The 12,557-nt window shown below is 70.1% G+C and carries 13 protein-coding genes; 5 read left to right on the top strand and 8 right to left on the bottom strand.

The genetic code is table 11. The features are described from left to right. The first annotated feature begins 160 nt into the window (after positions 1–160). The gene (locus AC6JA9_RS39375; RefSeq protein ID WP_223782887.1) at positions 161–1,093 is read left to right on the top strand and encodes a universal stress protein; all 933 of its coding nucleotides are present in this window, start codon (positions 161–163) and stop codon (positions 1,091–1,093) included. Between the two features lie 51 nt (positions 1,094–1,144). Continuing rightward, on the top strand, positions 1,145–3,007 hold the full coding sequence (locus AC6JA9_RS39370; RefSeq protein ID WP_223749548.1) for an ABC transporter ATP-binding protein: 1,863 nt from the start codon (positions 1,145–1,147) through the stop codon (positions 3,005–3,007). Positions 3,008–3,025: 18 nt separating this feature from the next. Here the strand turns inward: AC6JA9_RS39370 and AC6JA9_RS39365 are convergent, their stop codons facing one another. The 5 genes from AC6JA9_RS39365 to AC6JA9_RS39345 form a co-directional block, all read right to left on the bottom strand. Then, on the bottom strand, positions 3,026–3,265 hold the full coding sequence (locus AC6JA9_RS39365; protein ID WP_223749549.1) for a hypothetical protein: 240 nt from the start codon (positions 3,263–3,265) through the stop codon (positions 3,026–3,028). A gap of 13 nt (positions 3,266–3,278) precedes the next feature. Then, positions 3,279–3,857 carry a type 1 glutamine amidotransferase family protein gene (locus AC6JA9_RS39360; protein ID WP_497958673.1) on the bottom strand — a complete coding sequence of 193 codons (579 nt, stop codon included), beginning with the start codon at positions 3,855–3,857 and terminating at the stop codon, positions 3,279–3,281. Positions 3,858–3,978: 121 nt separating this feature from the next. Continuing rightward, a complete protein-coding gene (locus AC6JA9_RS39355; RefSeq protein ID WP_223749551.1) occupies positions 3,979–5,514 on the bottom strand; it encodes a right-handed parallel beta-helix repeat-containing protein in 1,536 nt (511 codons plus the stop codon). A gap of 243 nt (positions 5,515–5,757) precedes the next feature. Beyond that, positions 5,758–6,387 carry a HEAT repeat domain-containing protein gene (locus AC6JA9_RS39350; protein WP_483579013.1) on the bottom strand — a complete coding sequence of 210 codons (630 nt, stop codon included), beginning with the start codon at positions 6,385–6,387 and terminating at the stop codon, positions 5,758–5,760. Between the two features lie 54 nt (positions 6,388–6,441). Next, complete coding sequence (locus tag AC6JA9_RS39345) at positions 6,442–6,786, bottom strand: thioredoxin family protein (protein WP_497958672.1); 345 nt, start codon at positions 6,784–6,786, stop codon at positions 6,442–6,444. A 328-nt stretch (positions 6,787–7,114) separates the two neighbouring features. Between AC6JA9_RS39345 and AC6JA9_RS39340 the strand changes: the two genes are divergently transcribed. Beyond that, a complete protein-coding gene (locus tag AC6JA9_RS39340; protein ID WP_497958671.1) occupies positions 7,115–8,776 on the top strand; it encodes an SMI1/KNR4 family protein in 1,662 nt (553 codons plus the stop codon). Positions 8,777–8,978: 202 nt separating this feature from the next. Here the strand turns inward: AC6JA9_RS39340 and AC6JA9_RS39335 are convergent, their stop codons facing one another. The 3 genes from AC6JA9_RS39335 to AC6JA9_RS39325 form a co-directional block, all read right to left on the bottom strand. Continuing rightward, on the bottom strand, positions 8,979–9,251 hold the full coding sequence (locus AC6JA9_RS39335) for a hypothetical protein (RefSeq protein ID WP_141330335.1): 273 nt from the start codon (positions 9,249–9,251) through the stop codon (positions 8,979–8,981). A 108-nt stretch (positions 9,252–9,359) separates the two neighbouring features. After that, positions 9,360–10,007, bottom strand: a complete 648-nt coding sequence (locus tag AC6JA9_RS39330) for a SanA/YdcF family protein (RefSeq protein ID WP_046716711.1) — start codon at positions 10,005–10,007, stop codon at positions 9,360–9,362. Positions 10,008–10,087: 80 nt separating this feature from the next. Then, on the bottom strand, positions 10,088–10,513 hold the full coding sequence (locus AC6JA9_RS39325; RefSeq protein WP_141330333.1) for a response regulator: 426 nt from the start codon (positions 10,511–10,513) through the stop codon (positions 10,088–10,090). Positions 10,514–10,743: 230 nt separating this feature from the next. Here AC6JA9_RS39325 and atpG point away from each other — a divergent pair, with 230 nt between their 5' ends. Both atpG and AC6JA9_RS39315 read left to right on the top strand, forming a co-directional pair. Next, complete coding sequence (gene atpG, locus AC6JA9_RS39320; RefSeq protein WP_426744558.1) at positions 10,744–11,625, top strand: ATP synthase F1 subunit gamma; 882 nt, start codon at positions 10,744–10,746, stop codon at positions 11,623–11,625. Positions 11,626–11,736: 111 nt separating this feature from the next. Then, positions 11,737–12,531 (top strand): prohibitin family protein, encoded by a 795-nt coding sequence (locus tag AC6JA9_RS39315; protein ID WP_497958670.1) that lies wholly within the window; start codon positions 11,737–11,739, stop codon positions 12,529–12,531. Positions 12,532–12,557: the final 26 nt, after the last annotated feature.

Genomic DNA, 12,557 nt, shown 5'->3' with positions numbered 1-12,557 from the left:
ATCTTCGAGGTGAGGGCCTCACGGGGCCTGGGCCGCGAGGCGCGGCGGACCGGCGGGCAACGGCTCGCGGACAGGTCCCTGTCGGGCGCATGGGATGGCGAATCACGCCCCCACGGCGCCGACGCTGGAGCAGCAAGGCCATTGAAAGGAGGGTCTCGTGATGAGGCAGCATGTGCTGACCCGTTTGGATATCCCGTTGCTGCAGCCGGGGACCTTCCGGGGTCCCAGGGGGCTGACACGCCTGGTGGTGGCGACGGACTTCTCGCTGCGCTCCGAGCTCGCCCTGGCCCGGGCGCTGCGGTTGCCCCTGGGCCTGGGCGCCACCTTCACGCTGCTGCACGCGGGGCCGGTGTTGGAGGGCTCGCCCGGAGGCGTGGTGCTGGGAGGCGGCTGTCTGCGCAAGGCCGTGCACGCGGCGTGTCGGAGGCTGCGCCACCGGTCGGACGTGACGGTGCGCGAGGAGCTGCGCCAGGGCGACACGCTGGACGCGGTCGCGGCGGTGGCGCGCGAGCAGGGCGCCCAGCTGGTGGTGCTGGGCGGCGAGCGGGTGCTGACGCCGGGCAGGTCGCTGGGAGAGGGCTCGATGGTGCGGCGCGCGCTGCGCCAGCTGGACACGTCGATGCTGGCGGTGCTGCCCCATCCGGCGAGGCCGTACGAGACTCCCCTGGTCGCGGTGGACTTCACGCGTGAGTCCCGGCGGGCGCTGGAGCTGACGATGCGGCTGTGTCCCCTGACGCCGGTGGCGGTGCTGCACGTGGTGGACACGCGCGAGGAGGAGGCGGCGCTGCGGGCCCGGGGCGCGCCGCCGGAGCGCTTCGTGATGCTGCGCCATGAGCGCGAGCTCGACGCGCGCCTGGAGCTCGCCCGCTTCCTGGCGCCGTACCGGGAGACGGGGTGCGAGCTGGAGGCCCGGCTGCGCTCCGGGGAGCCGGGCGAGGCGCTCCTGGCGCACGCGCTCGAGCTGGGCTCGGACCTGCTGGTGGTGGCGGGCCCGCGAGGGGCCGGGGACGAGGCGTCGCTGGTGGAGCGGGTGCTGGCGCAATCCTCGTGCGACGTGCTGGTGTCCCGGCACGAGCAGCCCGCGGTGGGGTGAGGGGCGGCTCTTTCGAGCGGATGTCGGGCGAGCACGTTATGAACGGGGGACGTGTCTCCCCGTCCACTCGAGTCCACCCTCCCCGCGAAGAGCTCCCTCAAGGAGCGGCTGAAGAGCGCCGGAAGCCTGTTCCGTCAGCTCCCCGGGACGTTCCGCATCTTCTGGCAGGCCAGCCCCCGGGGCGCCGTCGTGCTCGGGCTGTTGACGCTGGTGGCGGCGGTGTTGCCGGCGGCCATCGCCTGGGTGGGCAAGCTGATTGTGGACGCGGTGGTGGCGGCGGCGCAGGGCTCGGCCGAGGCGCACTCGCGCGTCTACGGGCTGGTGGGGTTGGAGTTCGCGCTGATGCTGGGCTCCGGGGTGGTGGAGCGCGGGCTGACGCTGACGCGGGAGCTCCTGCGCGCCAACCTGGGCAACCTGCTCAACGAGCGCATCCTCCAGAAGGCGCTGGAGCTGGAGCTGCGGCACTTCGAGGACTCGGAGACGTACGACAAGATGCAGAACGCCCGGCGCGAGGCGAGCAGCCGTCCGCTGTCGCTGGTGATGCAGGCGTTCTCCATCGTCCGCAACGCGATAACGCTCTCCACGTTCGCGGCGCTGTTGATTGCGCTGTCGCCGTGGAGCGTGGTGGTGCTGGTGGCGGCGTCGATTCCGGCGTTCATCGCGGAGGCGCGGCTGGCGATGGCGGGCTTCCGGCTGTACTCGTGGCGCGCGCCGGAGGGGCGCAAGCTCAACTACCTGGAGTGGATCCTCACGCGGGACAGCCACGTGAAGGAGGTGAAGCTCTTCGGGTTGGGGGACCTGGTGTTGGGGCGCTACCGGGACTTGTTCCGCAAGTTCTTCGCGGAGGACCGGGCGCTGGCCTTCAAGCGGATGGGGTGGGGGTTGGGGTTGGGGTTGTTGTCGCTGGCGGCGTTCTACGGCTGCTACCTGTTCGTCGCGGGGCGGGCGGCGGACGGGGCCATCAGCGTGGGTGACATGGTGTTGTACCTGGGGGTGTTCCGTCAGGGGCAGGCGGCGTTCCAGGGCATCCTGACGAGCGTGGGCTCCATGTACGAGGACGCGCTCTTCATGAGCAACCTCTTCATGTACCTGGAGATACCGACGGGCAGCGAGGTGGCGCGGGTGTCGCCGCCCAGGTCACCGCCCCGGGGGCGCACCAACGACATCGAGCTGCGCGACGTGTCCTTCCGCTATCCGGGGAAGGAGGCGTGGGCGTTGAGGCACGTGTCGTTGACGTTGCGGCCGGGGCAGAAGCTGGCGCTGGTGGGGGAGAACGGCGCGGGGAAGAGCACGTTGGTGAAGCTGCTGCTCAGGCTGTACGAGCCGACGGAGGGGGCCATTCTGTATGGGGGCGTGGACCTCCGGGACATGGACGTGGGGGATTTGCGCTCGCGCTTCGGGGCGGTGTTCCAGGACTTCGTGCGCTACCAGTTCAACGTGGCGGAGAACATCGGGTTGGGGCACGTGCCGGCGTTGGAGGACCGGGAGCGCATCGTGAAGGCGGCGCAACTGGGTGGGGCGAGCGGGGTCATCGAGGCGTTGCCGGGGCAGTACGACACGATGCTGGGCGGGTGGTTCGAGAAGGGGCAGGAGCTGTCGGCGGGGCAGTGGCAGAAGCTGGCGGTGGCGCGAGCGTTCATGCGGGACGACGCGGAGGTGCTGATTCTGGACGAGCCGACGGCGAGCATCGACGCGGAGGCGGAGCACGCGTTGTTCGAGCGGTTCCAGGCGTTGGCGGCGGACCGCATCGCCATCGTGATTTCGCACCGGTTCTCCACGGTGCGGATGGCGGACCAGATCGCGGTGCTGCACAACGGCGGCGTGGACGAGCTGGGCAGCCACGACGAGCTGATGGCGAAGGACGGCCGCTACGCGCACCTGTTCCGCCTGCAGGCGCGGGGCTATCAGGACTGAGACGCGCGGGCGAGGTGCCTAGGACCTCTGCTTGTTCCTCGCCTCGCGGCGCATCAGCACCAGGCCCAGTCCATAGAGAATCACGCCCGAGACCAGGGGCAGCGCGAGCGCGCCGCCCACGAAGCCGCCGAAGCCCCGCATGACGCCGCCGAGGACTCCGTCGACGCCCCACCAGGGCTCGGCGCGCACGCCCAGGATGGCGCCCGTGAGGCCGCCCAGGGCGCCGGTGGCGAGCAGCAAGGGCTCGATGATCGTCATGGCGGAGTGCTCCTCAAGGGGTCCGGTGCTCGCGAGCGAAGAACGCGCGGAAGTCCACCATCGCCTGGCTCGCGTCGGGGTGCAGCGCGCCGAGCACCGCGGTGGCGAACGTGGTGGGCGCCGCTCCGGATGCCGTGATGATGCGCCCGTCCCTCACCGCCTGCGGCACGTCGCGATAGTGCGCGGCGCCCTGGTAGCCCGGGGCGTGCTTCTGGAGGAACGCCAGGTCGTTGCTCGTGTGCGCGCGCCCCTCGAGCAGCCCCGCGCGAGCCAGCGCCAGCGTCGCGCCGCAGATGCCCGCGACGACGAGCCCTGCCTCCACCGCGCGGCGCAGCAGGGGCGTCAGGTCCGGACTCTGAGGCGTCATCCAGGTGCTGGAGCCAATCAGCACCAGCGCGTCCGCCTTCTCCGGGGAGAAGTCCTCGACCGCGCCATCCACCTGGATGGTCATGCCCCCGATGGACGGCACGGGACGGCCTCCCGGGGACCACCAGGAGACCTGGTCACGGAAGTCATCCCGCGCCCCCGCGGCCAGCAGCGCCGGCTCCCAGTCCGCGAAGGGGGGAATCACCACGAATGCGATGCGCGCCACCAGCGTGCTCCGGGTTGGAGGAGCACCCGAGACTAGGCAAAGCGGACGGGAAGCTGAAGCCTCCCGCCACGCAAGGCCCGCGGCGGGCGTGGGCCCTCTCCATCAGCGCGGCCTGGGCTGACTACTCACCCGAGGTCGACGTGACGCCCTCGTCGTCCGTCAGCCCCTTGGGACGGGAGCCGGGGATGATGCGCTCCGAAAACTGGTCCAGGTAGAGCGGCGCGAGCACCGCGCGCCAGCGGGCGTGGCTTCCTTCCCAGAGCTCGTCGGTGATGGTGAAGACGCCCGAGGCGCCCTCGTAGCGATTGAGGTCCATGCCCAGGCCGGGCCGGTACGCCCTGGCGCCCAGACGCACGAACAGCCGCATGTCCCGCAGGGTGTTCTTGTAGACCAGCAGCCCCGGCACGGCGTTGGGCGGGTCGGCGGCCAGGCGCAGCCCGGCGTCGAACGTCCGCTCGACGATGTTCCCCAGCAGCGTCACGCCCCTCGCCTTGACGATGCGGATGCCCTGGCCGTTGTTGCGCTTCGCATAGTCATAGATGTCGTGCACGTGGTTGCCTTCAATCTGCACGTTCACGGGCATGTCGATGACGTTGTTGCCGCCGATGGAGATGCCCCGGCCCGCGTTCCAGATTTCGTTGTAGAGGATTTGGACGTTCGTCGCGTCCTCGTGCACCAACACACCCTCCGCGGCGGAGGTGTTCGCCTGCCAGGGGTACTTCGCGAGGTTGGGGAAGTTGTAGATCTTGTTCTCGTGAAGGAGCAGGTCGTCGCACGCCTTGACGTCGACCCCGTTCTCTCCGGTGTCATGCAAGCGATTGCGCTCGACGAGGATGACGGCGGGCCTGCCGCCGTTGGGCTGACACTGCACCGCGTCCCCGGAGACGTCGTGGATGTCGTTCTCCACGATGAACACGTTCCGCGTCACGCCGCGAATCGCCACGCCGTGCGAGTCGGTGTTCTGCTTGGAGAAGTCGTAGATTTCATTGTCGTCGATGAGCACGAAGTCCGCGTAGCTGGTGATGACACCGCCGCCGGCGCGGCCCCCATGCAGCTTGGAGTCGAGGACCTGTGAGCACCGGGTGTTGTTCTCGAAGAGCACGGCGAACGAGGGGCGCTCCTGCACGTCCACCTCGAAGAACTGGACGACCCAGTAGGGCTGACTGACCTGGACCAGGCTGCCCACGTTCGTGGCGGCCGGGAGGATGCGGGGCTGGCCCGACTGCTCCCCGCGCAGGACGATGGGCGCGGTGGCGGTGCCGGGGCGCGCTCCCTTCGCCGCGGTGATGGCGACCTGTTCGTTGTAGTCGCCCTGTCGCACCAGGATGATGTTGCCCGGGCGGGCCGCCTTCACCGCGGCCATGATGGTGCTGTAGGGGTTCAGGTCGGAGCCGAGCGGCTTGGACGGGTCCCTCGGGCCGCTCTTCGACACATAGAGCGTTGGGCCCTGCGCGACCGACGCGGCCGGGCAGTTGTCGTAGAAGAGGGCCTCCGTGAACGCCGGGGACTGCCTCGCGGTCCGGGTCTCCAGCCCGTCCACCGGCGCGGCTGCTTCCGGCGCCTCCAGGTGTCCCTCTCCGCAGGCCATGGCCCCCGCCCACAGCGACAGCAGACAAGCGATATGCGTGAGCCTTTGCCCCAGTCGATGCTTCGTCATTGCGCACTGCCCCCCTGATTGGACCGCCAACCGCGAGGTTCCATGTTCGTAACGGGCGCGCGTCGCATCAACCACGCTGCCCCGAAGGGTGGGAACCTCCCGTGCTCCATGTTCCCTGGCACGGGTCCACTCGGTGGAGGACGTGGGCCGGAGGCTGCGAGAGGCGCGGCGAGGCGTCAGGCCGTCCCGCTGTCGGTGGAGGCGTTCGGGAGGTGGCGACGCCTCGTACGGGGAGACGGTGCGTCAGGACGCAGCGCGGCCACGTTGGTGCACGGGGATACGGTCTGGGTACTCCCGTGACTCGATCTGGGCAATCGCGTCGAGCGCTTCCTCGCTGACGTACCACCAGCCGGGATTCACGCGCTCATCCTCCTGGGCCACCTTGCGCAGCGCGGGGAGGGCGGGGCGGTAGCGGAAGGCGCCGAGCGCGAAGCAGGCCCAGAAGCGCAGCTCCGCGGCGGGGTGCTCCAGCAGCTCGACGAGGATGCCCAGCACGCGCTCACGCAGGGTCGGCGCCATCGTGCGCTGGGAGCCGAGGGCCTCGATGGCCTGGCCTCGCACGTCCATACTCTCGGAGGTGTCCTCGACGGACTGGAGCAGCGCGTCGATGATGGAGGGCTTGCCATCGCCGAGGCTGCACAACAGCCACGCGGAGACCTCGCGCGCCCGGACGTCGTCGGCGGTCCGCAGCAGCCGGGCCACATGCTCGGCCGCGACGTCGTCGCCGACCTTCATCAACGCCATGGAGGCCTCCCAGCGCGCATCGGCGTCACCTGTCGCGAGTCGTCCGAGCAGCTCCGCCAGCTCCACGGAGGGAGGCGGGAGCGGGTGGACCTGGGGCGCGTGACGAGGCTTCCTGGGCGTCTTCTTCATGGCGCCACCCTATGCGATTCCCCCGGGTGGCACCGTGAAAGGGTGGGGGCCTCGTCACGCGGCGGGCAGGTGCTCGCGGACGACGCCGAGCCAGTACTCCTTTCCGTAGTACTGGCTCATCTTCCCGATGAGCTTCCCGTCGCGGAACAAGAGGAACGTGGGGATGCCGTAGAGCCCGAAGCGGTGGGCCAGGGACTCGTGCTGATAGGCGTTCACCTTCACCACGCGCATCCTCGCGCCGTCCAGCTCGGAGAGGAGCTCGGGCTCGGCGGCCGCGTAGATTTCACAGTTCGGGCAGCCGTCGCCCCAGAAGTCCACGACGACGAGCTCGCCCTGGGGTTGCATGACGAGCTGGTCGAAGTTCTCCGCCGTTCCCTCGTAGCTGACCGGATGTGCCATGCCCCATGGGTAACGGTCCGCCCGTCGGCCTTCAAGCCGGGTGGGGCCCCGAGGGGATGGCTTCCCGGGGGAGGGAGGGCGTCCCAGGGGCCGCGGAAGCACTGGGGGAGGCGAGGGTCCCGGGCTGGTGGAGGGGCCGGCTTGCGAGGGAGTGGAAGGAGGCAGCCCGGGTTGGCGGTTGTCGTGATAGGTCCCGGGATGGGCCTGCCGGGCGTCAGCCGGGGGGCTGGAGCATTCGTGTGCGGGGCGTCAAAAGCTTCAGGTGCGCACTGCGCTGAGGGGCACAGCCGCCGTAAGGTGGCGGCATCGGACGTGTCGTGGAGGGGTCATGCACGAGTGGTTGGAGGCACTGCGGAAGTCAGCGAAGGCCGCGTCATCGGGTGTGTCCGCGGATGAGGTCCGGCGGGCGGAGACGGAGTGTGGCGTCCCCTTTCCCGAGGACCTCGGCCATCTGTACCTGACCTTCGACGGAGGCGAGCTCCACGGCGACGTGAGTCTCTTCCCGCTGCATGGGCCCGAGGGCTCCGTGAGCGTGTTGGAGAAGACGCGGCTGAAGCTGGTGGGCTTGCCGGCCGCGGGCGTGTGGCGCATCGGGATGAAGGGGCCGCACCGGCACCTGTTCTCCGCGCGCAAGTCGGCGATGGTGGAGCAGGGGGACGGGGGCGGGCCGCTGCCGGGCTGGGTGGACGCGCTGGGTGCGGAGGATTGGCTCTACGGCACCTGGGACAGCGAGAAGCGGGAGATGCGGCTGTACCGCTCGCTCAAGGACATGCTCGACGTGCTGGTGCCTCCCGCGGAGGTCGAGAGCTTCGGTGAGCGCACCTTCGCGCGGGCGATGAACGCCGTGCTGCAGGAGGCGCTCTCGGGCATGTCTGGCGAGGAGGAGTCCGAGGAGGAGCAGGCCGAGGAATCGTCCACCGAGGAGGAAGAGGACACGGGCGCGCAGCGCGAGCTCGCGTACGAGTACGACGAGGATGTGTCGCGGGGCCGCAGGGGTGGGGCGCAGGACGAGTCCGGAGGCTTCGGCCGTTTCGGGGCGAAGTCCGGGGGCGGGAAGAAGCCGGCCTTGAGGTCCTCGGTGACGCAGGCCGAGCTGTTCGTGCGACCGACGATGCAGGAGGCGCTGCGCAAGGAACTGGGGCCCGAGACGGCCAAGAAGCCCGCGGTGAAGTCCAAGGCCAGCAAGCCCGTGGCGACGATTGCCGAGACGGTGAAGGACGCGGTCGCGAAGCCCGTGGCGCAGGTCGCGGAGGCGGTGAAGGATGCGGTCTCGAAGCCCGCGAAGGCGACGAAGACCGCTGTCACGAAGCTTGTCGACGCGGCCGCCACGGCGACGACGAAGACCGTCGCGAAGGCTGTGGAGGTGACGCAGCCCAAGGCGAAGCCCGCCGCCCAGCCCGTGACGGAGACGCCCGCGGTGCTTCCCGCGACGAAGAGTCCCACCGCGAAGTCCGCGACGAAGAGTCTCGCGACGGCGAAGCCTGGGGCGGTGAAGTCCGCGACTCAGCCGTCCGTAGCGAAGACACCCGCGCCGGCGAAGTCTGCCGCAACGAAGCCCGCGGTGGTGAAGGCCGCGACGCAGAAGTCCGCGCCGGCGAAGTCTGCCGCAACGAAGCCCGCGGTGGCCAAGTCCACCACGAAGCAGGCTGCGGCGAAGAAGTCCGCTACGACGGCGAAGTCCACCACGAAGCAGGCTGCGGCGAAGAAGTCCGCAGGGGCGAAGCCCACCACGAAGCAGGTCGCGGCGAAGAAGTCCGCGGGGGCGAAGCCCGTCGGGAAACAGCCCGCGGCCAAGAAGTCCGCTGGGAAGCTCGCGAGCAAGAAGGTCGCGGCTTCCAAGCCCGCGAAGGCGAAGCCCGCTGCCTCGAAGTCGTCCGCCGCGAAGAAGTCCACGGGCACGAAGCCCGCCAGGAAGTCGGCACCCTCGAAGGCAGCCGCCAGGAAGCCCTCGGCGAAGGGCGCCGTGAAGAAGCCGAAGTCGAAGCGCTGACCCCGTTCGCATCAGCGCGGTCCCATCCCCCGAGATGGGACCGCGTTCGAGCACGGACGTATTCGCGCATCCATCGTCCGTCGGGACCACGCCTCGCGCAGCCGCGAGCCCCACCTCCGAGAAGCGGGCCCCGCGCGCCGGGACCGCGTCAGCGCACGGATGCATCCGCGCATCCGACGTCGGCAGCCGCGCGGGCGCGAACCTAGCCCTCCGGGAGCTGGTCCCTGCGCGCCGGGCGCAGACGCTCCTCGGGCTGCGCCGTCAGCTCCACCTCCTCCGGCTCCTCGTCACCGCGCCGGAACTCGTGAATCTGGTCCGGCAGGATGTCGCGGAAGTCAGGCTCCTCCTCCAGCGGAGGGGTCGCCGCCAGGTCCTGGTCGGAGATGTTGATCTCCTCCTCGCCGGTGTCCTGGTTCACATGACGTCGCGAGGTGGCCTCGCCCACGTCCTCCGAGCCGAGCTTCTTGAATCGCATGGTGTCTCCTCGCGAAAGCGGGGTGGGCCGGCCGCCGTGTCTCAACAATGAGAACCCACGCGCCCCACCGCAATTCGCGCCGGCCGGCCGCCTGCCGGGCTCGTCCGCCTAGCCCTTGGGGACCGCCGCGCGGCCCGAGGGGTAGACGGGCTCCACCTCGAGCAGCACCATCCCCAGCGCCAGCACCCGCGACAGCGTCTCGCGCACCGTGTAGCGCCAGGGCGTCGAGCGCCCCTCGTCCGCGGGCACACCCCACGCATCGATGCCCACCGAGTTCGCGATGAACAGCGCCCGGGGCAGATGGAAGCGCTGCGTGACGAGCAGCGCCTGCTTCGCGCCGAACACGCCCCGCGCCCGCAGGCAGCTGTCGTACGTGGACAACCCCGCCTCGTCCCCCAGCACCAGCTCCGCCGGCATGCCGCGCTCCAGCAGGTAGCGGCGCATGGCCCGCGTCTCATGATGGAACGGCTTCACCTCGTCGCCGCTCACCAGCACCGAGCCCACCTTGCCCTCGCGCCACAGCGCCATCGCCATGTCCAGCCGCTGCGCGAGCACCGGCGACGGCACCGCCCCCGGCGCCAGCCCCGCGCCGAACACCAGCGCCACGGGCGCGTCGGGCGCGTCCGCCAGGCTCACGATGCGCTCCTCGTAGCTCACCCGCACCCAGTGCGAGAGGACGAGCAGGCTCACCGCGCCCACGAGCAGGAGGAAGAGGGCCCTGCGCGCCCAGACACCGCTCGCTCGGGTTGGCTTCATGGACCCAGGGGTGACACCGCACCCGGCGCCATTGTGTTACGGCCCGCCGCCCTCGAAAAGCCCTGTGTGGGCCCGGCGCGTCACGCGGGCGCGTCCGCCTGGGGAGCAGCCTGCCCCGGCAACAACCGCTGGAGCGTCTCCAGCAACTGCCGCGGGTCCACCGGCTTCGACAGGATGGCGGAAACCCCCTGGCTGGCTGCGTACACCGCCCTGTCCCGGGGACTCATCTCCGCCGTCTCCGCCGACAGGATGACCACGGGCACCTTCGCGAGCGCCGCGTCGCTCCTGCGCGCCGTCAGCACCCGGTGCCCGTCCATCACCGGCAACCCCATGTCCAACAGGATGAGCGAGGGCCGGGGCGTGCCCGACAGGAGCGCGAGCGCCTCCCTCCCGTGGTCCGCCACCAGCACCCGGTACCCCTGGAGCTCCAGGTACCCCTGGAGCGCCTCACGGATGTCCAGGTCATCCTCCACGATGAGCAGCGGTCCGGTGTCGGCAGGCCCCATGACAGGAAGGTAGGGCCTGGGGGCACACCCGCGAGTCCTCGGGGGCGCAGGTCGCCCGGTCGCCCCTCGTGGGAGGCCCCTGGGAGGCCCTGGCTCCCGTGTCCGGAAAGCCCCGGGAGGACTGCCGTTGACCGGCTCCCGCCCCGCTTATATAGGGGGCCCCGCCGTCAGACTGCCCTGCTCCCACCCCGGCGCACCCGGCAGAACGTCCCACAGGAGTTCCCCGTCCCATGGCGTCCCTTCGCGACATCCGCAAGCGCATCCGCTCGGTGAAGAACACGCGGCAGATCACCAAGGCCATGAAGATGGTCTCCGCCGCGAAGCTGCGCAAGGCACAGGACGCCATCCTCGCCGCGCGTCCGTACGCGTCGATGCTGGACCAGATCATCTCCGACCTGGCCGCGCGCTCCGGGGACAACGACCTCAGCCACCCGCTGCTGGCCACCCGGCCCGTCAAGCGCGTGGAGCTGGTGACGCTCACGTCGGACCGCGGCCTCGCCGGCGGCTTCAACTCCAACGTCACCCGCCGCGCCAACCGGTTCCTCTACGAGAACGCGGGCCTGGAGCGCATCCAGCTCTCCACGGTGGGCCGCAAGGGCAACGACTTCTTCCGCAATCGCAACCAGAACATCCGCAAGGACTTCGGTGGCCTGTACCAGCGGCTGAACTACCGCGCCGCCGCGGACGTGGCCGAGGAGCTGGTCGCCAGCTTCCTCAACGGCGAAGTGGACGCGGTGCACATCGTCTACAACGAGTTCATCAGCGCCATTAACCAGAAGGTCGTCGTCACCCAGCTCTTGCCCCTGCAGACGCTCGGCGCCGGCGCCGCGCCCTCCGAGGGCGCCGCGGCCATGGTGGACTTCAAGTACGAGCCGGACCGCCAGGCCGTGCTGGACCGCCTGGTGCCCCAGGCCGTCAACATCAAGCTCTACCGCGCGCTCCTGGAGAGCGTGGCCAGCGAGCACGGCGCCCGCATGAGCGCCATGGAGAACGCCACCTCCAACGCCTCCGACATGATTTCCAGCCTGACGCTCACCTACAACCGCACCCGTCAGGCGGTCATCACCAAGGAGCTCATGGAGATCGTCTCCGGCGCCGAGGCGCTCAAGTAGTCCCGAGCGCCACCCCGTCGCACCCCGGGCCCGCCCCCACTTTTGGGAGCGGGCCCTTCGCGTTTAAGGGCCGCTTCGGGCCCGTCCAGGGCCCTCGGGAGGGGTCCCTGCGTGAAGCGACTGTGGGTGGTGCTGGGAGCGCTGTTCCTGGGTGGCTGTGGCTTCGACACGGTGGCCAGCGGCCACGGGGGCATCGGCTTCGACTCGTTCGGCAGCGGCACCCAGCGCGAGCCTTACGGTGAAGGCCTGCACGTGATGCGGCCGGGCAAGTCGCTCATCACGTATGACCTGCGCGTCCAGGAGATGAAGGACGAGCTCAACGTGCTGTCCAACAACGGCCTGGACCTGAAGGTGGACTCCAGCGTGCGCTACCGCGTGGACCCGCTGAAGCTGTTCGAGCTGCACACGCAGACGGGCCCCCGCTACGCGGACATCCTCATCGCCCCCATCGTCCGCTCGGAGGCGCGCAAGGTGTTCGGCCGCTACGCGCCCGAGGAGATCTACTCGACCAGGCGCGAGCAGATCGAAAAGGAGATCTACGACGAGGTGACGCGCGCGCTCGCGGGCAAGCACGTCGTCGTGGAGGCCATCCTGGTGCGCGACGTGTCCCTGCCCGCGTCCATCCGCGAGGCCATCGCCGACAAGCTGGCCGAGGAGCAGCGCAGCCAGAAGATGCGCTTCACCCTGGACAAGGAGCGCCAGGAGGCCGAGCGCCGGCAGATCGAAGCCGAGGGCATCGCCAGGTACCAGACCATCGTCCGCCAGGGCCTCACCGAGGAGTACCTGCGCTTCAAGGGCATCGAGGCCACCGAGAAGCTGGCCCAGAGCCCCAACGCCAAGGTGGTGGTCGTGGGCGGCGGCTCGAGGGGCAACCTGCCGCTGGTCTACCAGGTGGACGGGAAATAGCCCGGTTGGCGTCCGGGGCGTGGATC

It is taken from the genome of Myxococcus sp. MH1, assembly GCF_059738865.1.
This window is presented reverse-complemented; position numbering and strand designations above follow the sequence as displayed.

Excerpts from the sequence above, each read along its gene's own strand:
- AC6JA9_RS39365 (WP_223749549.1), bottom strand. The coding sequence starts at position 3,265 with ATGACGATCATCGAGCCCTTGCTGCTCGCCACCGGCGCCCTGGGCGGC.
- atpG (WP_426744558.1), top strand. The coding sequence starts at position 10,744 with ATGGCGTCCCTTCGCGACATCCGCAAGCGCATCCGCTCGGTGAAGAAC.
- AC6JA9_RS39330 (WP_046716711.1), bottom strand. The coding sequence starts at position 10,007 with ATGAAGCCAACCCGAGCGAGCGGTGTCTGGGCGCGCAGGGCCCTCTTC.
- AC6JA9_RS39340 (WP_497958671.1), top strand. The coding sequence starts at position 7,115 with ATGCACGAGTGGTTGGAGGCACTGCGGAAGTCAGCGAAGGCCGCGTCA.
- AC6JA9_RS39345 (WP_497958672.1), bottom strand. The coding sequence starts at position 6,786 with ATGGCACATCCGGTCAGCTACGAGGGAACGGCGGAGAACTTCGACCAG.
- AC6JA9_RS39355 (WP_223749551.1), bottom strand. The coding sequence starts at position 5,514 with ATGACGAAGCATCGACTGGGGCAAAGGCTCACGCATATCGCTTGTCTG.
- AC6JA9_RS39350 (WP_483579013.1), bottom strand. The coding sequence starts at position 6,387 with ATGAAGAAGACGCCCAGGAAGCCTCGTCACGCGCCCCAGGTCCACCCG.
- AC6JA9_RS39325 (WP_141330333.1), bottom strand. The coding sequence starts at position 10,513 with ATGGGGCCTGCCGACACCGGACCGCTGCTCATCGTGGAGGATGACCTG.
- AC6JA9_RS39375 (WP_223782887.1), top strand. The coding sequence starts at position 161 with ATGAGGCAGCATGTGCTGACCCGTTTGGATATCCCGTTGCTGCAGCCG.
- AC6JA9_RS39335 (WP_141330335.1), bottom strand. The coding sequence starts at position 9,251 with ATGCGATTCAAGAAGCTCGGCTCGGAGGACGTGGGCGAGGCCACCTCG.